General features: G+C 56.8%; 21 protein-coding genes and 1 pseudogene. 7 read left to right on the top strand and 15 right to left on the bottom strand.

Annotation, left to right across the window (positions count from 1 at the left end):
* Positions 1–78: 78 nt before the first annotated feature.
* From NVB75_RS21610 to NVB75_RS21595, 4 genes are all read right to left on the bottom strand, one after another.
* Complete coding sequence (locus tag NVB75_RS21610) at positions 79–636, bottom strand: helix-turn-helix domain-containing protein (RefSeq protein ID WP_258343228.1); 558 nt, start codon at positions 634–636, stop codon at positions 79–81.
* Positions 637–708: 72 nt separating this feature from the next.
* Positions 709–1,446 (bottom strand): DUF5677 domain-containing protein, encoded by a 738-nt coding sequence (locus tag NVB75_RS21605; RefSeq protein ID WP_258343227.1) that lies wholly within the window; start codon positions 1,444–1,446, stop codon positions 709–711.
* Positions 1,436–2,554: a hypothetical protein gene (locus NVB75_RS21600; protein WP_258343226.1), complete on the bottom strand. Its 1,119-nt coding sequence runs from the start codon at positions 2,552–2,554 to the stop codon at positions 1,436–1,438. Before NVB75_RS21600 ends, NVB75_RS21605 begins: the two co-directional genes overlap by 11 nt.
* Positions 2,527–2,919, bottom strand: coding sequence for a hypothetical protein (locus NVB75_RS21595; RefSeq protein WP_258343225.1), 393 nt, complete (start codon positions 2,917–2,919; stop codon positions 2,527–2,529). Before NVB75_RS21595 ends, NVB75_RS21600 begins: the two co-directional genes overlap by 28 nt.
* 440 nt (positions 2,920–3,359) lie before the next feature.
* Between NVB75_RS21595 and NVB75_RS21590 the strand changes: the two genes are divergently transcribed.
* Positions 3,360–3,650 carry a DUF3077 domain-containing protein gene (locus NVB75_RS21590; protein WP_258343224.1) on the top strand — a complete coding sequence of 97 codons (291 nt, stop codon included), beginning with the start codon at positions 3,360–3,362 and terminating at the stop codon, positions 3,648–3,650.
* 378 nt (positions 3,651–4,028) lie between these two features.
* On the opposite strand, the gene NVB75_RS21585 is transcribed toward NVB75_RS21590, so the two are convergent.
* From NVB75_RS21585 to NVB75_RS21575, 3 genes are all read right to left on the bottom strand, one after another.
* On the bottom strand, positions 4,029–4,379 hold the full coding sequence (locus NVB75_RS21585) for a hypothetical protein (RefSeq protein ID WP_258343223.1): 351 nt from the start codon (positions 4,377–4,379) through the stop codon (positions 4,029–4,031).
* A gap of 176 nt (positions 4,380–4,555) precedes the next feature.
* A complete protein-coding gene (locus NVB75_RS21580; RefSeq protein ID WP_258348708.1) occupies positions 4,556–5,395 on the bottom strand; it encodes a phage portal protein in 840 nt (279 codons plus the stop codon).
* Positions 5,307–6,098 carry a hypothetical protein gene (locus tag NVB75_RS21575; RefSeq protein ID WP_258343222.1) on the bottom strand — a complete coding sequence of 264 codons (792 nt, stop codon included), beginning with the start codon at positions 6,096–6,098 and terminating at the stop codon, positions 5,307–5,309. Before NVB75_RS21575 ends, NVB75_RS21580 begins: the two co-directional genes overlap by 89 nt.
* 11 nt (positions 6,099–6,109) lie before the next feature.
* On the opposite strand from NVB75_RS21575, the pseudogene NVB75_RS21570 reads away from it, so the two are divergent.
* Positions 6,110–6,307: pseudogene (locus tag NVB75_RS21570) on the top strand (DUF6124 family protein); the annotation flags it as partial.
* Positions 6,308–6,380: 73 nt separating this feature from the next.
* Here NVB75_RS21570 and NVB75_RS21565 read toward each other — a convergent pair.
* From NVB75_RS21565 to NVB75_RS21545, 5 genes are all read right to left on the bottom strand, one after another.
* Positions 6,381–7,091, bottom strand: coding sequence for an SDR family NAD(P)-dependent oxidoreductase (locus NVB75_RS21565; RefSeq protein WP_003218108.1), 711 nt, complete (start codon positions 7,089–7,091; stop codon positions 6,381–6,383).
* Between the two features lie 31 nt (positions 7,092–7,122).
* Complete coding sequence (locus NVB75_RS21560; RefSeq protein WP_258343221.1) at positions 7,123–7,773, bottom strand: DsbA family oxidoreductase; 651 nt, start codon at positions 7,771–7,773, stop codon at positions 7,123–7,125.
* Positions 7,770–7,985, bottom strand: a complete 216-nt coding sequence (locus NVB75_RS21555) for a 4-oxalocrotonate tautomerase family protein (RefSeq protein ID WP_003218111.1) — start codon at positions 7,983–7,985, stop codon at positions 7,770–7,772. Before NVB75_RS21555 ends, NVB75_RS21560 begins: the two co-directional genes overlap by 4 nt.
* 201 nt (positions 7,986–8,186) lie before the next feature.
* Positions 8,187–9,473, bottom strand: a complete 1,287-nt coding sequence (locus NVB75_RS21550) for an OprD family porin (protein WP_258343220.1) — start codon at positions 9,471–9,473, stop codon at positions 8,187–8,189.
* A gap of 271 nt (positions 9,474–9,744) precedes the next feature.
* Entirely contained in the window at positions 9,745–10,452 is a 708-nt protein-coding gene (locus tag NVB75_RS21545) for a DsbA family protein (RefSeq protein ID WP_258343218.1), read from the bottom strand.
* Between the two features lie 229 nt (positions 10,453–10,681).
* On the opposite strand from NVB75_RS21545, the gene NVB75_RS21540 reads away from it, so the two are divergent.
* Positions 10,682–12,754, top strand: a complete 2,073-nt coding sequence (locus NVB75_RS21540) for a TonB-dependent siderophore receptor (RefSeq protein WP_258343217.1) — start codon at positions 10,682–10,684, stop codon at positions 12,752–12,754.
* Between the two features lie 102 nt (positions 12,755–12,856).
* Here NVB75_RS21540 and NVB75_RS21530 read toward each other — a convergent pair whose 3' ends face one another.
* The 3 genes from NVB75_RS21530 to NVB75_RS21520 all read right to left on the bottom strand — a co-directional run bounded on the left by NVB75_RS21530 (position 12,857) and on the right by NVB75_RS21520 (position 17,469).
* A complete protein-coding gene (locus NVB75_RS21530) occupies positions 12,857–13,072 on the bottom strand; it encodes a hypothetical protein (protein ID WP_167663014.1) in 216 nt (71 codons plus the stop codon).
* 243 nt (positions 13,073–13,315) lie between these two features.
* Positions 13,316–14,422 carry an agmatine deiminase gene (aguA, locus tag NVB75_RS21525; protein ID WP_258343216.1) on the bottom strand — a complete coding sequence of 369 codons (1,107 nt, stop codon included), beginning with the start codon at positions 14,420–14,422 and terminating at the stop codon, positions 13,316–13,318.
* Positions 14,423–14,559: 137 nt separating this feature from the next.
* Entirely contained in the window at positions 14,560–17,469 is a 2,910-nt protein-coding gene (locus NVB75_RS21520) for an aminotransferase (RefSeq protein WP_258343215.1), read from the bottom strand.
* Positions 17,470–17,649: 180 nt separating this feature from the next.
* Between NVB75_RS21520 and rfbB the strand changes: the two genes are divergently transcribed.
* From rfbB to rfbD, 4 genes are read left to right on the top strand one after another with little or no spacing between them, the layout of a single operon-like run.
* Positions 17,650–18,732, top strand: a complete 1,083-nt coding sequence (rfbB, locus tag NVB75_RS21515; protein WP_258343214.1) for a dTDP-glucose 4,6-dehydratase — start codon at positions 17,650–17,652, stop codon at positions 18,730–18,732.
* On the top strand, positions 18,729–19,604 hold the full coding sequence (rfbA, locus tag NVB75_RS21510; RefSeq protein ID WP_063033570.1) for a glucose-1-phosphate thymidylyltransferase RfbA: 876 nt from the start codon (positions 18,729–18,731) through the stop codon (positions 19,602–19,604). The genes rfbB and rfbA overlap by 4 nt, the downstream gene beginning before the upstream one ends.
* Complete coding sequence (gene rfbC, locus NVB75_RS21505; RefSeq protein WP_258343213.1) at positions 19,601–20,146, top strand: dTDP-4-dehydrorhamnose 3,5-epimerase; 546 nt, start codon at positions 19,601–19,603, stop codon at positions 20,144–20,146. The genes rfbA and rfbC overlap by 4 nt, the downstream gene beginning before the upstream one ends.
* The gene (rfbD, locus tag NVB75_RS21500; protein WP_258343212.1) at positions 20,143–21,024 is read left to right on the top strand and encodes a dTDP-4-dehydrorhamnose reductase; all 882 of its coding nucleotides are present in this window, start codon (positions 20,143–20,145) and stop codon (positions 21,022–21,024) included. Before rfbC ends, rfbD begins: the two co-directional genes overlap by 4 nt.
* Positions 21,025–21,026: the final 2 nt, after the last annotated feature.

Here is a 21,026-nt window from a genome sequence, read left to right as displayed (position 1 = left end):
ATCGGACCAATAAAAAATGGGAAACTAAATCGAGCACTCCTGGCATTGCCCATTTAGCTATCGCGGTAATAACTGCACCTACAAAGAAGTAAAATACTTTTTTTTCCATGAATTCGCTTTCTCAAACGACTCGCGCAGCTTTTCGAATTGACTGGACTGGCTGGTAATCATTTCACTCAGAGAACTTATAACAGCAGTATGGTCTGGTGCTGAGATAGATTTCGCAAACAACTGGGAGGCGTCTAATAGCACATACTCATCACCGACCCGCTTAAAATAACCCTTCACGGTCGAGACTGGAATCTCAGAAGCCTTAACCTTTATAATCCCGAAAGTTTTTTGCTCAACGAGCATCGTAGAACAATCAACTTCTATCCGACCATAGAGCAACTCCTTTGCAGACTTAATATTCCTTTCTAAGTGATTATTATTGATACCTACGACAACATCTGAATTTTCAGCCCCAACAACTATCATTCCCCCTTCCGAATTAGCGAGCCCCGATAGCATACGCGACAACTCCTCAGGAGAAGGCAAACTGACCCTAAAGTCGAGAGCTTGATCCCCCCAAGGCCGGAGCATCATCAACATCGCGCTTAATGCACCCGCCGCGTACGATAATTTCATCCCTTCCATGCTCACTGAGCGCCCCCTAATGACTAAATACTGGCAGATGACGGTTAGATCATAACAAAATTGCTACTTTGATTAATGCTCTGTTGACTTGTCCAGCATCCTTCCCCATTTTTCATTCATTGCTTCAAAACAATCTTGAAAATGGCCGCCCGAAAATTGGGCAATTTTTCCGAACTGCTCAGTCGCATTCATTAGTACCATTAAGGCAGCTGAGATAATTGCAATTACAAGTGATGGATCGTTAGCCTGTTTATAGGCCATACCACTTTGACCCTCATGCCTAAACTTCAAAACAGCCAAATCATTATGAGAGAAAGCACACAACATTGAATATGGCCCTACCAAATGACAGAATTTTTCCGAACCAAGATCTTGGCTAATTTTTTTCGGCCTAAGACCTAACGCACGAAAAGTGTCACATCCAGACTTACAAGCCTCATAATTTTCTTTGAGCGGTTCTTTAAGGACCTCGGGAATATTAGGATCCGCAAATATTCCGTCATAGACGCGTTTCTCCCCTCTTAGCTTTTCGTATTGCATCTGCTCCACATAGTTACTATTAGACTCAAGCATTCTCATAGCCACCAGTGCTTCGATCATCGATCGAACATGGGAAGCAGAATGCGTAACCATCTGAGCTTCAGCAAGCCGAAATGCTGCCTCAAACTGCTCCGCAATCGTGAGAAACAAACTCGCCCGCAAACGGTCTGCTCCTACTTTAGGAGCACGTGAGTTAACAATAATACTACTGAGATCTTCAAGTATCTGTTTTGCCGTGATAAGTAGCGGTAATTCCGGCTCAGACCTCATCAAGAATTCTCCTTGCGTCTTGTAACCAATGCGTATCGTTAAATGAAATTTGTGCAGTCTCACCCGAGAACAGCAATTGGTGTCCTGGCAAGATATTTTCTGCTGAAACGGAATGATTGAAGAACCTGGTAGTTTCTGCAAACTCTATATAGCCATCGAGAAGCACAGACGGCTGCATCGCATGGCAAAAAACACACGCGATATCCTTACCACTATAATCGTACGTATTTACAAGCTCGAAGATTTTTCTGTCTCTTACAAATTCAATTTCCGGACCATGCAAAGTTTCGTAACCAATATGAATAATCGTTCTTCCATCAGCAGGTGCTTGCTCAACCGCTTTTTGCAATAAACTTCTAACATCCCTAGCTTTTTTATCGATCGACGCCTCAGCTGTACACTCCCACCTACCACAATAGACGGTACGGATAAGCTCGACATACCTGTTAAGTGCGGCGTCCCCACCGGGCATCTTCACAAACTTAGCCTCCATAGCCATCGTGTAGGAAGCTTGGGGCTCCCATTGAGGATCGATAAGGTTATTCAAATCAGCAGACGGGTATTTAACTGAGAACTTTGAAAGATGATCATACATTCGCTTAAAATCAACCCTCTGTAGAATCAACTCACACTCTGGAGTTTTTATAAATGGAACTTTACTCTCTACAGCAGAACGAAAAAGATCAGCAACGAACCCAGGAGCCAGTAGATGCACCTCGGTTTTGAAATTCACTTTCGCAAGGACGGGGTATCCATATTTCATAATCTCTTGTAGCAACACACCCCACTGTACTAACCAAGCTTGTCGTTCTTGCTCGGAATAGTCAGTTACCTTTTGAAGACGCTTACACTCAACAAAAAACGTGTCACCGCCTTTGACCACCTTTAAATCGGGAGTTTTTGCGCCTCCCTTTATTTCTGGAATAAACTCTACTACCCACCCTTTTTCAGCATATGCAATTGCTACAATCAGTTCAAACAGCACAGAATCAGCGTTATTATCTTTGCTGTAGAGCATATCTATCACACGTTTCTCAACACCCACCACGCCTTTTAACAACTCTAATGAACTACCAATCTTTATAAAAAATGTTTTATTCGCGACCATTGAGACTGATCGTGCCCGAAAGCCTTCGTGGAACATACATCTGCCAGATACAAATACCAATCAATCCATTTGGCGTAATAGGCCATTCGGTTATTGTATTGTACTGAGTCAGTTGTATTAGCTGCATACATGGAAGCAGTAACACCTAAAAAATATTCTTCAACCCCAGCCTTTCGACGCTCCCATACATCACTTGACATAAAGGATAAAAAATAATCAACTCCCGCTCTTATGCTTTTTATGATTGGGTCTTTGTGCATATCACTAAGATGGGCATAGAAGCTACGCATCCTCTGTTCACACTCACGCTTCGATCTAACTTTTTCGCGTTCACGCTTAGCAGCTTTCTTCTTAATCTTTGCCACTTTATATAAGTCCCTTTAAATTAAAACAGTATCCAACAACGGAGCTAAACTACATGAGCTTCTATCATTAATCTGATTCATCCTACACGCGTAGCGGGTTGCAGCCCAGAGGCCAGCGCGTTACCCTTTCTCAGTCGCTGCTCATCAGCGACCGGGCGTGGAATCCCGTGAAGAAGACGCAACAGCGTCATTAGCAAAAAGCAGGCGCTTTTTTTGTGCCTGCTCTTTGTGCTTTTTGGCGGCTGTGCGTGGGAGGCCTTGTGCCTGCCGAGTCGCTTCTTCTCGGATTCCAACCTGCGTACAGCTGCCACCTTTACGCTTGGAATCGTAAATGGCAGCTCTTTTTGGTTGTACCAAAGGAGCAAGCTTATGCCGTACGAGAAGATCTCACCCCCCACCGCTGGCATCACCCTGCATCGTCCGATGTCGGGAGGTCAGCAATGAACGATCCCCACTCAGTAACCACCCTCGGCGTGGTCACCTTCGCGGACTGCGGAGAAAACAAACACGACATGAAAGTATTGCGAGTCAATGCAGGGGTGCCGCTGCGAGAAGCGCTGGAACACGCCTCCCATTTGCTCTACTACGCCAAAGTGCTTTCGCTCGAAGCCGCCATGGATAAAGACGGCGAACACTACGCCTTCGCCTCGCATTACCTGGGCGAAATGGGCAAGGCAATCGTTGACGACATATCCCAAGCGTTATTGCCCGATGGGCCCGACGCTCACTAATCACCGCCCTAGCCCGCCCGATGCTACGTGTCGGGCGTTCTGCGCTTGGATGATAGTGGCGCCAATACGCGTGAAATTCAGAAGATTTGGAAGGGGGCTTACTTAAGCAACGCTTGATCACTGTAACAAGTGCGTGCTCATCGTGATTCCAACGACACACCCTCAGCTCAGAGCTCAGAACAGTAGAGCCTCGCTTCGTCTGCGTCCGGTCAAAGCCTCAAAGGATACCGCTCCTACAGATAGCAGCTGGGCCGTCCGGCGATTTCGAGAAATAGCTACTTTTAGTTTTAGAGCCGGGTAAATTAGAAACCTAATTCACCCTACTCTATCGCAACATTTTCAGACCACTACCGACCTCTTGCCGAAACCTGCAAAAATTCAATTTCTAAAGTATTTATTTATGTCACTTGTTTGAGCAACCATATATGAATAATCAAGCAATGAGTTACTATTGGAGACTTGCTCCTCAGAACAATAAGCATTGAACGAAATATTACAATTTGACTTCAAAAAATCTGCAACTTCGCGATAAAGATCGGGATCTTCTGTCTTCATTTTTTGAAGGTCAATATCGAACGTTTCGGCCTTCATAACCTCTAATTTTTTATATGGATCCGCGGGAAAATATTTCGCTACCGATGCACGATCTATAGACGGAAAATTCATGTTAAGAAGCTGGTTTCGCGTCTTTGCGATAATGTGAGGAAATTCGTCATTTGGATTTGGCATTTTGCACTCCTCGACGTTGCGCTGTTCAATAAACCCATCATTTAACAGAATTCATATTCTGTCGTTCGACGCCACACCTTAAATGTATATTTATAAATCGACATTGACACCTGTGAAAAATGACAGTTTTTTATAACCCTTTGCAATCGTCTCAATAGCAAATGGACAATATTAACTTAACGCCAATTAACCCTACGACCCGACCGTAAACACTCGTTCACTTGCGAAAATAGCTGACGAATAGGGCTGATCTCGTTATTCGTATACACGCGGTCAATCTTCTCAATATCCCCAAATCCCGCCGCATTCTCCGGCATGCACCCCGCGAGCGCCGGGTTCATCCGCCAGGCTGCAATCACGTCATTGCGCGTGATGTTCTTCACCCGCTCAAATTCATCCTTGGTCGCAATATCTCCCACCGGAATGATCTGAATCGCCTTGTCACCGCCCCCCGGGATGTTGACGAACAGCGACCGAAAATTTCCCACACCCTTGCTCGCACCGATCTGGGTCTGCATCCGTTCTTCATCCTCTTCCGAGAGGTTCGGGTCGTTCGTGTAGAAGATGAACCCGGCATGGGCGCCGTTGTTGTAATACCGGCGCCGGAACAACGTGGCGGACTCGTTGAGCAACAGCGCGTGCATGCCGCCCAGGTAGTCGGGCACACCGTAGATGCTCTGTTCCACGTCGTAATCTATGACGTGTTCCACCTGGTCCTCCTCGAAGTGCAGGTGCTTGCCGCCGGGCAGCAGCATTACAAACCCGCCGCCAACCTTTCTGCGCATGTTCAGTGCTGGCAGATGCTCCAGCTCCAGTACCTGGCCCAGGACGTTGGCCTTGCGCTGAAAATACCCCTCGCCGAACACCATAAAATCCAGCGCCGCCCGGCCCATGGTCTGCGCACTGCACCCCGCCGACGGTACAAAGTCACGCAGCAGCAGGTTGCGTTTGAAGCGCGGAATGGTGCCGTGGTGGGCGTTGGCGCGCAGCATCTTGGCCAGGCCAGTACGGGACACGGGCGGTGTGTAGATTTGCCCGTCGTCGCTGGCGAACACGCCTAGGTATTCGCTCATGTTGCCGGTCAGCACCGACTCGGGGGCGCCGAAGCTGAATGCTCGTACATTGCTCCGCGTGGGTCTTCCGGGAGCCGCTGGTGGGCTGTGTGGCTTGGGATCGTTCATGGCTGCCTTCGAGGGTGGACCAGCGGCTGCGCCGCTTCTTGTGGACGTTGAGGGGTTCGTGGGCCAGCGCATGCATGACCGCCCAAGCAATGTCGGCGTGGCCGGTGGCGTCGGTGCGGGATGCGCTGTAGGTGATCTGGCCGCTGGTGGTCGCGCCGCGCTTGATGGTCAGGAAGGCGGCGGCGATGTCGTTCCAGCCGGCATCCCATTCGATGCGGCGGCCCTGAATGGTGTCTTGCGCCTTGAGTACCAGCGTGTTCTTGGTTTCGAGGCTGTAGTGAATCGGCGTGGCCCGCGGGAAGAAGTCGCGCACCAGGTCGAACACGCCGTACCCCACACCGGTGATATCGATCCCAATGTATTGCACGTTGAAGCGCTCGCACAGTTTCTTGTCCTGGGCGGCCTGGAAGGTGAACGAGTGCCCGCGCCACGAGTGCTTTTCCAGGATCCTGAACTTGCCGCCCTGCTCCAACGGTGGGGCCACCACCACACAGGTCGCATCGTCGCGGGTGCGGCTGGGGTCGTAGCCGATCCACACCGGGGAGTTGTCCCGATGTGGACACCGAAACGCTGCTGGCCAATGCAGCAGAAACACTCTCGTCGGCTAACGAAATGGTTTCGAACCTGGCATTTGAGCTGGAAGGATCAAAAAGGGCAGTGGCATTGGGAATTCAGCAATTGATCGAGTTGAGTTCACTGCTGGCAGATCGGGCATTGGAGCAGGTTGCCCCTACAACAGTCGGTTGACCGCATTACACTCCACCCAAAAAAACGCCCCGAACCATCACGGTTCGGGGCGTTTTTTATTCAGCCGTATCGCTTAGTGCCCAGCACTCTGCCCACCGTCCACATGCAGAATTTCCCCCGTCACAAACCCTGCCGACTCCAAATATACAATCGCCTGCGCAATATCCCGCGCCTCCCCCATATGCCCAACCGGATGCAGGCTACCCAACGCCGCATGCGTCTCTTCGCCATGCATCGGCGTCTTGATAATCCCGGGGCTCACCGCATTCACTCGAATCCCGCGCTTGGCGTATTCAATCGCCAGCGATTTGGTCGCCGAGTTCAGTCCGCCTTTGGTCAGCGACGCCAGCACCGATGGCACGCCATCAATCGCGTGGTCCACCAGGCTGGTGGTGATGTTGACGATGTGCCCGGCGCCCTGTTTCAGCATCTCGGTAATCGCCAGTTGGGTGATATAGAAGAACCCGTTGAGGTTCACGGCCAGCACGTTCACGTAGTCTTCGTGGGTGTAGCTGGTGAAGGGTTTGGCGACGAAGATGCCGGCGTTGTTGATCAGGCTGTCGATGCGGCCAAAACGCGCCACGCCTTCGCGGATCACGCGCTCGGCGGTGGCCGGGTCGGCGATGTCGCCCGCCACGGTGAGGATGTCCGGATCCGTCGACGGTTTGATCGACCGGGAGGTGGCAACCACGCGGTAATCCAGCTCGCGGTAAGCCTTGACCGCAGCCGCGCCGAGGCCTTGGGATGCGCCGGTGATCACAACGACTTTTTTCGAATTGCTCATGATGAAACCTCTATATAGAAAAGGGGATGGTTCAAGCAGCCGCGGCGGACATTTCCCGCAGCATCTGTTCGTAGTAACTGACGGATTGCGACCCGGAGACCAACTGGCGGCCGTTGAGGACCATGGCCGGTACGGAGTTGATGCCGTGCTCGCGGTAGAACGCTTCAAGCTCGCGCACTTCGTTGCCGTAAGCGGCAGAGCCCAGCACCCGTCGTGCGCCTTCGATCTCCAGCCCGGCCTCGGCGGCTAAACGGGCCAGGGTTTCGTGGTCGCTGACGTTCTGGCCATCGGTGAAATACCCATGCAGCAGCGCCTTTTTCAGCTCGATCTGTCGCCCTTGCTGCAACGCCCAAAACAGCAACCGATGAGCGTCGAAGGTGTTGTAGAAGTGGCTGCGTTTTTCCAGGTCGAAGGTGAAGCCAATGGCATCGCCGCGCTCCATCAGCATTCTTTTCCCGCTGGCGACTTCTTCAGCGCTGCGCCCGTATTTGCGCATCATGTGGGCGACGGCGTTTTCACCTTCGGCCGGCATGTCGGGGTTGAGTTCGAAGGGTTTGAAGGTCAGTTCAACCTTCACTTCGCCCGCCAGGTTGTCGATGGCTTGTTCCAGGGCAGTGGCGCCCAGGGCGCACCAGGGGCAGACCACGTCGGAGATGAAGTCGATGGTGACGGGCGTGCTCATGACGGATTTTCCGCGAGCTGCTTGCGGTACTGGGTGGTGGTGATGCCGGCGTAGCCCCAGTTATCGGTGTCGACTTCTTCGATGACGATGTGGGTCAGGTCGGGGCGTTTGTTAAGGACGCGCTCGAGGGTTTCGGTGATTTCGGCAATGACCTGGGCTTTCTGCTCCGAGGTGACGCCGTCGCGGGTGATACGTACGCTGACAAATGGCATGACAAGGCTCCAGTGACTTGCCCATCGGTGTGGTGGGCAGGCAGTGAGGCCAATTTATGAGGTTGCTTGAGGTGGATAAAGGTGGGGCGGAGTACTTCATTAGTGATGCGGTGTAATCAATAGCCCGGTGCGCAGGCATAAAAAAACCCCGAACCAGTCGGGGTTTTTTATCGCCTTGAATCAGGCGCGACGCCGAATCAATTAGAAAACGTTGATTGGGTAGTCGGCGAACAGGCGGATCTCGTTACCACCCACGTTGTAGTTGCTGGCGTTGCTGGAAACGCGCAACCACGACGCACGGGCACGCAGGCTCAGGTCTTTAGCCGGACCGCTCTGTACCACGTATTTGAACTGGTTGAAGATCTCACGCTCGGTGCCACTGCCGCGGTTGGAACCGTCGTCAATGTTGGTGCCGCGCACGTAAGCGATGTTGTAGGTCAGGCCAGGCACGCCGAAAGCGCTGAAGTCCAGGCCGTAGCCTGCTTGCCAGGAGCGCTCGTCCTTGCCGTTGAAGTCAGACCAGTAGGAGTTGGCCAGCAGGATGGTGTTGCCACCGTCGCCGATGCCGCCTGCGTTGCGGTAGCCGCCGTACAGGTAACCTGTGTCACCGGTACTGCGCTGGTGAGCCACGGTGAAGCTGTGCGGGCCAACGGCCCATGTGGCGCCCAGGCTCCAGATTTTGTTGTCGCGAGCGTCGGCGTCACCTTGGTTTTCCAGGGCGAAGCTGCGGTCCAGCTTGGTTTTGTAGCCGTTGAAGTCAAAGGTCAACGATTGCTTCTCTGGCAGGGCCAGCACGTAGTTGACGTTGACGTATTGCTTCTTCAGCACGTCCTGCATATTGGAAGCGTAGAGCGCTGCCGACAGGCTTTCGGTGAATTTGTAGCTACCGCCGATGTAGTCGATGCTTTTCAGCGCGCCACTGTCGGAACCTTCGGCGCTCTTGCGAGCTTCCTTGGTGAAGTGACCCGCGTCCAGTTGCAGGCCGGCGATTTCTTTGGAAACGATCGAAGTACCTTCGTAGGTTTCCGACAACAGACGGGAGTTGTCGTACTGCAGGACCGGCACGGCTGGCATCTGCTGACCGTATTTGATTACGGTGTTGGAGATGCGTGCCTTGACAGCTGCGCCGCCCTTGGCCAGGTCGTCGGCAGCTGCGCCGCTGTCGCCTTGTTTGAAGAAGTCGATACCACCCGCGCCGCTGCGACCTTTACCACCATCCAGGCGAATGGCGTATTGGCCGATCACGTCCACACCCACACCGACGGTGCCTTGGGTGAAGCCGGATTCGAACTTGCCGATGAAGCCCTGGCCCCATTCAGCTTTGTCTTGCTTGCCGTTTTTGTAGTCGCGGCTGATGTAAGCGTTGCGTGCCGCGATGTTCAGGTGGCTGTCTTCAACAAAACCCTTCGATTGGGATTGGTCATCAGCCATTGCTTGCGTAGCGCTCAAAATCCCCAGAGCGATCAGCCCCATCCGTTGCTTCAACATTTTCTTATATTCCTTATTACTGGTTGAGTACGCTCTGTGACACCAGGCTCCGTGTTGCTTTTCTGGTGTCGACTCTCCAGATAAAAAAAGGCCCGCGGACGACTGAATATGCCGCGGGCCTTTTTTTATTGGAGAAGTCATGGCGGTTAGCCACAGGCGTTGGGGCGAATCCTATCCGCGCCCTTTACTGTGTGTCAATTTCGTGAATCTTCTGTATTTAGGCTAAAAAAGTCTAAGAGAGATTAAATGGCCATCACCCTCCAAGGCTCTATCAAGCACTTCTCGGATCTTCGCACCCCTGCAGGCCACACATTGGTGCACTCGATTGGGTGGATTGAATCGAAATTGCGACTCTTTGTCTCAGCCACTCAGCAAAGGCCTCGGGCTTGCCCAGCCAGGGGCTGATGTCGATCAAGTGCAGCTGCTCATCCTGCTCCAGGGCCAACGTGGGAAAGCCCTGGCCGCCGATTTTTGCCAGCCATTGGCGGCTGTTTTTGATGTGTGCTTGAGTGTCTGCGCCCAGGAATTCGCTGAAGGCGGCGTTGAAGACTTGAGGATCCAAACCGATGGATTCGGCGAGATCACGCAGCACGTCGCGATCGGCAATTCGGCGGCCTTCGACGTAGTGCGCAGTCTGCAAACGCGCCAGCAACTCCAGGCCGCGACCGGCGATTTTTTCAGCGGCCAGTACTGCAGTAATCGGCGGGGCTGAATCGAACACCGCATCGTGATCGCGCAGCAAGCCTTCGAAATATGCCTCTCCGAAGGGTTGCCCAGTGTACTCGGCGATACGCCGGTCGTGGGGCATGACGTAGTCACGTAACTGCGGCGATACGGATTGGCGATTGGCGCCGGTCATCATCCCGCCACCGTGCAACTGGATCGGCAACACGCTATGGGCGGCGTGCAGCAGCGGCTCGGCGCCGTAACACCAGCCGCACAGCGGGTCGTAAATATAATGAAGCGTGGCAGCTGACATGAAGGGCTCCGATGGACGTTGATGCCCGGCAGATTAGTCTCACGCACAGTTAGGAAAAACCCTGGATTGGCTTTCAGACTGTTTCGAGAATCGGTCGAATAACCCTGGAAAACATACGCCGTAACAGTTTTTCTGAAGGGTACGTTTAGGAATAGATAACCTGCGCAAATAGTAAGCATTACCATTAACGCGCTTTTATCCTGCCAACCTTTTTTGGACACACACCCCGATGCCTGCCTTCCGCCTGACGCCCATTACCCTTGGGCTCTCTGTCCTGCTGTCTGCCGGATTTGCCTGCGCTGCAACCGTCCTGCCGGAAACCTCCGTAAGTGCCGAAGCCGACGAGGACGACCCGCGCGTCAAGGAAACCAGCACCGCCACCCGCACCGCTACGCCCGTGCGTTATGTACCCCAGGCTATCGACTCGGTGAAAACCGACAACCTGCGCTCTTACGGGACCAATGACCTGGGCCAGGCGTTGAGCGGTGTACCCAACGTCAGCAGCGGCGCCGACACACGTTTCGACAGCCTGCGCATCCGTGGCTTCGACGCCAGCAACGACTTCTACCTGGATAGTATTCGCGACGACAGCCAATACGTGCGCGACCTGCACAACATCGAGCGCATCGAAGTGCTCAAGGGCCCGGCAGCGGTGTTGTACGGCCGTGGCGGCCAGGGCGGCATCGTCAACCGCGTGAGCAAGCTGCCCCAGGCCGGTCGCGCCTCCAGCATCGAGGCCCAGGGCGGCAGCAATGATTTGCGCAGCCTGTACGCCGACCTCAGCACCGACGTCACCGATAACATCAGCCTGCGCCTGAACATGGGCAACGAGGACAACAACAGTTTCCGCGATGGCGTCAGCGGCAATCGCCAGCTGTTTGCGCCGTCCATGAGCTGGCAACTGAGCCCGGACCTGAACTGGCTGGTGCAGTACGAATACAGCCGCTACAACCGCACACCGGACCGTGGCATTCCCGGGGTCAACGGGCGCCCGGCGGATGTCAGCCGCGGCACTACTTATGGTGACAAGCGCGATTACATCGACGACAAGTCCCAATCCCTGCGCTCCCGGCTTGCCTATGAGCTGAACGACAGTTGGCAACTGCGCCATACGTTGGGCGTGTTCACCCTCGACAGCGACTTCGATAACACCTATGCCGTCAGCTACGACCCAAAAACCAACAAGGTCGGGCGCCAGCGCTGGCAGCAGGACTTGACCACACGCAACCTCTTCAACAACGTCGAGCTGGAAGGCGGTTTCACCACCTTTGGCCTGGAGCATCGCTTGCTGACCGGCGTGGAGTTGGGCAGCCAGCGCCGCGACCCGAAACTCTATCGAGCGCCCCTCGCCGCTGTGCCGAGCGTGGATGTGTACAACCCCAACACGGACCTGCGCCACTACGGTCGCCTGCCCGCCTTCAGCAGCAGTCACACCGAAGCGCAAAGCCAGGGCCTGTATGTGCAGGACCAACTGCGCCTGAACGACCATTGGCAACTGCTCGCCGGTTTGCGCTATGACCGGTTTGATGTGGAGTCCACCAACAAACTGACCAACGCCTCGGAACAGGTCGTGAGCCACAGCACCAGCCCGCGCGTAGGCCTGGTCTGGACGCCGCTGGAACACCATTCGTTCTATGCCTCGTGGAGCAAGACCTTCTCGCCTACCGGCGGTGGCCTGATCGGCATCACGCCCAACGCGGCGGGCAACGCCAACGACCTGAGCCCGGAGCTGACCAAACAGAAGGAAATCGGGGTCAAGAGCGACTGGCTCGACGACCGCCTGAGCACCACCCTGGCGGTGTACGAACTGGAACTCTACAACCGCCGCACCCGCGACCCGCTGGACCCGACCATCACCTTGCTCAGCGGTGAGCAGCGCTCCCGTGGTGTGGAGTTGACCGCGACCGGGAAGATCGTCGGCAACTGGTACGTACGTGGTGGCGTTGGCGTGCAGGACGCCAAGGTGGTGAAGGACAACAATGGCTTTGAAGGCAAGCGCATCAGCGATGTGGCCAAGCGTAATGCCAGCCTGTTCGTGACCTGGAAACCGGAGATGGGTTGGTATGCGGAAACCGGGCTGACATTGGTGGGTGATCGTTACGCAGACAACGCCAACACGGTGGTGTTGCCGGGTTATGGGCGCTGGGACGCACTGGCCGGGTTCCGGCAGAAGGAATGGGATGTGCGGGCGGCGCTGAACAATATCAGCGACAAGACGTACTACGCGTCAGCGACCAGTGCGGCGCAGATTCAGCTCGGCGACCCGCGCAGTCTGGTGGTGACCGGTACCTACAGCTTCTAACAGTTCCTGTAGGAGCGAGCTTGCTCGCGAAAAACCTGAGGTCGCTGCGGGGAGTCAGGCTCCCCGCATCATCGTTAACGCCCTTCGCGAGCAAGCTCGCTCCTACAAGGTGCCCATCAATTCACACAACGCCTGCACCTCATCCTCGCTGAACAGCCCCACCGGGTACCGTTCGCTCATCACCCGGCGCGGGTCGGGCGTCCTGATCTGCCTTGAACCGTTTTCCTTCAACCAGAGCGCCAGCGCATGGATCGCGTCACCGTTCACCCGCAAAGGGTGGAACGTGCGCGTGTACATCAGGTTGATATCGGCATTCATTTCAGCGCTCTCTCCAACTGCATGAGCGGCTAACTTACTCAAGGTTTATGACAGAACCGCCTAGTCATACACCGTGTTCTCTGTCCCAACAGCGATACAAGAGCTATGCCAATGTGCCCGGTTTATAGGCACATGGACACAAAAAAGCCCACGAACCTGACGGGCCGTGGGCTTGCTGTAAGCGCGCAAACTGCAACACGCCCGATTACCGTTCAATCCGGCATCAAGCTGTTACAAGTGCACTCAGTTTTTGTGCGGAGCCGGCTGCTGCTGGGTCAGACAGTGGATGTTGCCACCCCCCAGTAACAGTTCGCGGCCAGGCACCATCACCACTTCGTGCTGCGGGAACAGGCTCTGCAGAATCTCCTTGGCACGGCTGTCCAGCGGGTCGTCGAAGCTCGGCGCGATGATGCCGCCGTTGACGATCAGGAAATTGACGTAGGAACCGGCCAGCCGCACGCTAGGATTGCGCTCCTGGCTGCCGTCTACCGGATCAACGCCTGCACATTCTTCCTCGGTGGCATACAGCGGCCCCGGGATCGGCATTTTATGCACTGTGAACGGGCGCCCCTGGGCGTCAGTGCTGCTTTGCAGCACGTCCATGGCGGCGTGGCAGCGTGCGTAGTTAGGGTCTTGCGGGTCGTCGGTCCAGGCCAGCAACACCTCACCCGGGCGCACGTAGCAGCAGAAGTTATCCACATGCCCGTCGGTTTCATCGTTGAACAGGCCATCCGGCAGCCAGATGATCTTATCCACAGCCAGGTTGGCGCTGAGCACCGCTTCGATTTCCTCACGCTGTAGGTGCGGATTGCGATTGCGGTTGAGCAGGCATTCTTCGGTGGTGATCAGGGTGCCTTCGCCGTCGACATGGATCGAACCGCCTTCCAGCACAAAACCTTCGGTGCGATAACGCGGGCTGCGCTCAATCTCAAGGATCTTGCCACCCACCTGGGCATCGCGGTTCCACGGCGAGTACAGGCCGCCGTCAAAACCACCCCAGGCGTTGAAGTCCCAGTTCACGCCACGCACTTCGCCGGTATTGTTGATCACGAAGGTCGGCCCGGTATCGCGTACCCAGGCGTCGTCGCTGGACATTTCCACCAGGCGAATATTCGGCACGTCCAGGCGCGCCCGGGCGTTTTCGTACTGGCCGGCCGAGACGGCCACGGTCACCGGTTCAAAGCGTGCAATGGCCTTGGCCACCGCCACGTGGGCGGCTTGCGCCGGCTTGCCGCCCAGGCGCCAGTTGTCCGGGCGCTCGGGCCAGATCATCCAGGTTTGGGTTTGTGGCGCCCATTCGGCAGGCATGTAGAAGCCGTCGGCGCGGGGGGTGCTGTGCAAAGTGGTCATGAAAAATCTCCTGGGACGGCTGCGTGAGCATGGCGCCTTTATATCGGATAAAAATCGACCTTAAAAGACGATTTACATCTACTAATCATAAATTACCGGAAAATTACCGATAACAATCGAATTACCCCAACAAATGTTTAAAGCGACTCGTCCAACACCTTTGCCAGCATGTCGACGAAGAAATCCACGCTCTGCCGTGAAGTGACCATCGGCGGCTTGATCTTGAGGATGTTCAGATAGTCACCAGTGGGCTGCATGAAGATCCCCAGCTCCCGCAGCCGGTCGCACAGCACGGCGGTCTCTTCGGTGGCCGGTTCCAGGGTTTGCCGGTCGCGGACCAGTTCCAGCCCGAGGTAAAACCCGGAACCATGCACGGCGCCCACCAATGGATACTGTTGGACCAACGCCTCCAGACGCGCCTTGAAATGTCCGCCCACGACTTGAGCGTTTTCCCAGAGCTTTTCCTCCTCCATCACGTCCAGCACTGCCATGCCGATCCGGCAACTCACCGGGCTGCCTCCCGAGGACGAGAAGAAGTAACCCTCGGCCTCCAGCGCCTCGGCAATTTCCCGGCGGGTGATTACCGCGCCCAATGGCTGGCCGTTGCCCATGCCCTTGGCCATGGTGATGATGTCCGGCACCACGCCCTGCTCTTCAAAGCCCCAGAAGAAATGGCCCATGCGGCCGTAACCCACCTGCACTTCATCGGCGATGCACACGCCGCCCTGTTCCCGGACAAGGGCGTACACCTGTTGCAAATAGCCGGGCGGCAGGGAAATCCCGCCGGCATTGCCATACACCGGTTCACAGATGAAGCCCGCCAGCTGGCGGTTCTGCGCGGCGATTTTCGCCAGGTTATGTTCCACGCTACGCACATAGTCCGGGGCACTGTCCTGCCCGCGAAATTCGCCGCGATAAGTATTCGGCGCGGTCACCGGGTGCACCCAGTCCGGGCGGCTGCTCAAGGCCTGGGGGTTGTCGGCAATTGAGGTCGACACCGCGTCCGCCGCCACCGACCAGCCGTGGTACGCCTCCAGCACACTCAGCATGTCGCGCCCGCCGCTGTAGGCCCAGGCCAGGCGAATCGCCAGGTCGTTGGCTTCGGTGCCGCTGTTGACCAGGAACACCCGGTCCATGGAATCCGGCGCCAGCGCCAGCAGACGCTCGGAGAATTCGGCAATCGCTGCATAGTGGAAGCGCGAGTTGGTGTTCAGCAGCGACCATTGCCGCGCCGCCACCTGAGCCATGCGTGGGTGACCATGGCCGAGCACCGCGACGTTGTTGAGCATGTCGAGGTAGGAACGGCCCTGCATGTCGATCAGGTGATTGCGCCAGCCGCGCTCGATGCGCGGCGGGTCGACGTAGTAGTGCTTCTGCGAGCGGGCGAAACTGGCGTCGCGCCGGGCCAGCAGTACTTCGGGGTCCAACTCCGGCTCGGCATCGCACGCCAGTCCGAGCAAAGTGGCCGGGGATGGGCATAACACCTGCCAGGCCGCAGCCCGGGAAGGCGTGCAGAACAGCGGCGGTTCAAGCTCGGCGCGGCACAGTTGCACGATCAGCGGTGCGACAACTTCACCGAGTACCTGGCCTTTTACCACTGCGGCACCGTGCTGCAACAAGGCATTCACGCCCCACAACCGTACGCTCAACTGCGCGCTGTGCAGGCACAGCAGACCATCGGCCGCGTAGCGCAAGGTGCCGGCGAACGGTGCTTCCACCGTGGCGCCCAGGGGCATATGCAGTTCTACGTGAAGCGGGAAAGTGTCCGGTTCCACGGCGCTGTCGGGTTGGGTGCGGGAAAGTCGATATTGACCATAACGACTGGCTGCCAGCCCATGCACCAAGGCCGCCTCCTCTAAAAGCCGCCGATCAATGCCTTCCTGCTCCCAGTTCCCCGCCTCGAAATGCGGGCTGAGTACGCCCAGGTCGATCAGCGCAAATTCACGTCCGACCAAACTCGGTAACAATGGCGCAAAGCCCTCGCCGGCAATGGGTGACAACTCGACACCGACACAGCCAAGAATCGCCGCCTCCATCAACTCAATAGGCACCGAGGTGGCCACGCGGAAAATTTCCCACTCATGCTCGGCGTTCTTCAACAGGTACGCGTTATCCGGGTCCAGGCTTTGCTGCTGTTCACTGCTCAGCACCAACACCGCCGCCCGCGCGACAATCAGCGGCCATAGCACCTGCAACTCTTCGTGCTGCAACGGGGTGATCGCGTGGCATGCCTGAATGGCCGGCAGAATGGCGAACGGATCGCCCTCGGCATGGTGCAGCAGCGCCGCGCAGGTCACAGACAGGTCGGCAATGCGCCAGGTGCGTACCAGATCGCCGAAGTCGATCACACCCTGGACCTGCCAATGCCGCTGGGCATCGCGCTGCCAGACCACGTTGTCATCGGTGATATCCATGTGCACGGCTTGCCACGGCAAGTGGTCAGCCAAAGGCCGCACGCGGCGCTCGACCTGCTCCACCACGTGCTCAAACTCGGCACGATGCGGGAGGTTTTCGAGGGTAGACAGCAAATGGGTGATCAACTCAAGGGCGTGGCGCGGGTCCCATTGCAGGGTCCGCTCCAGGCCCGGATGTTCGAAAGCGGCCAGCGCCTGACTCATCCGCCCGCAGAGTTCGCCGAAGCCTGCGATCACTTCACGGCCTAAATGAGGCAAGTGAGTCAGCGGTTGGCCGTCGATGTAATCCAGCAGCCGCAGGTGCACGGTTTGACCGGCGACCGTCTCGGTCAGCAGTTCTTCACCATTAAGAGCCGAAATCACTCTTGGCACCCGTACGTCCGAATGTTCCTGCAGATGCTTGAGGGCGGCGTGCTGGGCCTGCAACTCGACAGCGGCATAGTCGCCCCGGCAGATTTTCAGCACAAAACGACCACGGTCGCTGTCGATGCGGTAGTTGAGGTCTTGCTGGCTGCCGAGGGACTGCATCGCCCCGCCGAGGCCGTAATGCTGCTCCAGTAGCTGCGCCGCAGGCTCCGGCCCGACTTGCGGGCAGGACAGGCTGGCGCGATGAATCAACGTGGCGAGCAACATATGACGACCCCTGGTGTCTGTATCAGGCGCCTATATCGCCATTGTTGACGGGGGTTATGCAACCCCTGCAAATGCGGTGTTTCGGCACGCAAATTGCCATCACCCCTTGCACCGTCTCGCGCCACAACTCAAGCTATGCTCCATTCGCTTAATGTCCGTCTAAGGAAAAGGGCTTCCGACATGCGCATTCTCATCACCGGCGGCGCCGGATTCATCGGTTCCGCTCTGATCCGGCACCTGATTCAACACACCGAGCACGAAGTGCTCAACCTGGACAAACTGACCTATGCAGGCAACCTCGAGTCGCTGACCAGCGTCGCGAGCAACAGCCGCTATGAGTTCGTCCAGGCCGACATCATCGACCAGGCTACCGTCAGCGCCGTGCTCGCGCGCTTTGAGCCAGACGCGATCATGCACCTGGCGGCCGAATCCCATGTGGACCGTTCCATCGACGGCCCGTCGGATTTTATCCAGACGAATATCGTCGGCACCTACAGCCTGCTGGAGGCCGCCCGCGCCTATTGGCAGAAGCTGGAAGAGCCGGCCAAAAGCGCCTTCCGCTTCCACCACATTTCCACGGATGAAGTGTATGGCGACCTGCACGGCGTCGATGACCTGTTCACCGAGACCACGCCCTACGCGCCAAGCTCGCCTTACTCGGCCAGTAAGGCCGCGTCCGATCACCTGGTCCGCGCCTGGCAGCGCACGTATGGCCTGCCGGTATTGCTGACCAACTGCTCGAACAACTACGGGCCGTTCCATTTCCCCGAGAAGCTGATCCCGCTGGTGATCCTCAATGCCCTGGCCGGTAAACCGTTGCCGGTATATGGCGATGGCCTGCAAGTGCGCGACTGGTTGTTCGTCGAAGACCACGCCCGCGCGCTGTTCAAAGTGGTAACCGAAGGTGTGGTGGGCGAGACCTACAACATCGGCGGCCATAACGAGCAGAAGAATATCGACGTGGTGCGCAGCATCTGCGGCCTGTTGGAAGAGCTGGCGCCTCAGCGGCCGGCCGGCGTTGAAAAATTTACCGACCTGATCACCTTCGTCAAGGATCGTCCAGGCCACGACCAGCGCTACGCGATCGATGCCAGCAAGATCGAACGCGAACTGGGCTGGGTGCCTGAAGAAACCTTTGAAACCGGCCTGCGCAAAACCGTGCAGTGGTACCTCGATAACCTGGAATGGTGCCGCAGGGTCCAGGACGGCAGTTATCAGGGCGAACGATTGGGCAACACTGACGTTAAGGATTTGATCGCATGATGAAGGGAATCGTATTGGCCGGTGGCTCCGGCACTCGTTTGCACCCCATTACCCTGGGCGTCTCGAAACAGCTGTTGCCGGTGTATGACAAGCCGATGATCTACTACCCGATCTCGGTGCTGATGCTGGCCGGGATCAAGGACATCCTGCTGATTTCCACCCCGGTGGACTTGCCGCAATACCGCAATCTGTTGGGCGACGGCAGCCAGTTTGGCGTGCGCTTCACCTATGCAGAGCAGCCGTCCCCGGACGGCCTGGCCCAGGCGTTTTTGATTGGCGAAGAGTTTATCGGTGATGATCCGGTGTGCCTGATCCTGGGCGACAACATCTTCCACGGCCAACACTTCGGCGACCAACTGCGCACGGCTGCTGAGCGCCCGTCCGGTGCGACCGTGTTTGGTTACTGGGTCAACGACCCGGAGCGTTTCGGCGTAATCGATTTCGACGCACAAGGCCGAGCCCTGTCCATCGAAGAAAAACCGGCCAAGCCAAAATCCAGCTATGCGGTGACCGGCCTGTACTTCTACGACAACGACGTGATTGAGATCGCCAAGGCGGTCAAGCCATCGCCGCGCGGCGAACTGGAGATCACCGACGTCAACAACGCCTATCTCAAGCGCGGCGACCTGCATGTCGAACGCTTCGGCCGTGGTTTCGCCTGGCTCGACACCGGCACCCATGACAGCCTGCTGGAAGCCTCCCAGTACGTACAGACCATCGAGCACCGCCAAGGCTTGAAAGTGGCGTGCCTGGAAGAAATCGCTTACGAGAACGGCTGGATCGACCGCGACCACCTGCTGGAGCGAGCTAAATACTTTGGCAAGACCGGCTATGGTCAATACCTGTACTCACTGGTCGGGGAGCGTAAATGAAAGTCACCGACACCTCGTTGCCAGGCGTACTGATCATCGAACCGAAAGTGTTCGGCGACGAGCGCGGCTTTTTCTACGAGAGCTTCAACGCCCGGGCCTTTGAAGAGGCCACCGGGCTCAAGCGTGATTTCGTGCAGGACAACCACTCCCGCTCGCAAAAAGGCGTGCTGCGCGGTCTGCATTACCAACTCGAACACACCCAAGGCAAACTGGTGCGCGTCACTGCCGGTGAAGTGCTGGATGTGGCCGTCGACATTCGCCGCAGCTCGCCCAATTTCGGACAGTGGGTGGGCGTGCGGCTTTCAGCCGACAACCATCGCCAGCTGTGGGTACCGGAAGGTTTTGCCCATGGCTTTGTGGTGCTGAGCGACTACGCCGAGTTCCTCTATAAAACCACTGATTATTACCAGCCGAGTGCCGAGCGCTGCATCCTCTGGAACGACCCGACGCTGGCCATCGACTGGGAACTGACCGAGGCGCCGCAACTGTCCGCCAAAGACCAGGCCGGTAAAAGCTTGCAAGAGGCCGACCTCTTTCCATGAACGCACCGTTGAAAATCCTCATCAGCGGCCAACACGGTCAGGTCTCCCGGGAGCTGCAACAGCGCCTCCAGGGCCTGGGCGAGTTGATCGTGCTGGGTCGCGACCAGCTGGACCTGAACCACCCCGAGCAGATCCGCCAGCAAGTACGCGCCCATCGCCCCGGCCTGATCATCAATGCCGCCGCCCACACGGCGGTGGATCAAGCCGAGAGCGAACCGGACGTGGCCTTCGCCATCAACGCCACCGCGCCCGGCGTTTTCGCTGAGGAAGCCAAGGCACTGGGCATTCCGCTGATCCACTACTCCACCGACTACGTGTTCGACGGCAGCAAGGCCGCGCCCTACAACGAAGACGACGCCACCCACCCGCTGGGCGTCTACGGCGCAAGCAAGCTGGCCGGTGAACAGGCGATCACCGCAGTCGGCGGTAAGCACCTGATTCTGCGCACCAGTTGGGTCTACTCGACCCATGGCAAAAACTTCCTGCTGACCATGCAACGCTTGCTGCAGGAAAAACCGCAGATGCGCATCGTCGCCGACCAGATCGGTGCGCCGACTTGGGCCGGGACCATCGCCAACAGCACCCGTGCCCTGATCGAACGCTGGCAAGCAGGCCAGGCCGGGGACTGGGGTGTCTATCACCTGACCGCCCAAGGCGAGACCTCGTGGTTCGGTTTTGCCCAGGCCATCGGCGAGCAACTACAGGCCAACGGCCGTGCCTGCGCCGAGCTGGAACCGATTCCGTCCAGCGCCTATCCGACCCCGGCAAAACGCCCGCTGAACTCGCGCCTGGATTGCAGCCGCCTGCAACAGCAGTGGCACGTCTCGCAACCGCAGTGGCGCGACGCATTGCGCGAGTGTCTTGCCGAGCAGCACTAGGC

The organism is Pseudomonas sp. CBS (assembly GCF_024734645.1).
Classification (GTDB): domain Bacteria; phylum Pseudomonadota; class Gammaproteobacteria; order Pseudomonadales; family Pseudomonadaceae; genus Aquipseudomonas.
This window is presented reverse-complemented; position numbering and strand designations above follow the sequence as displayed.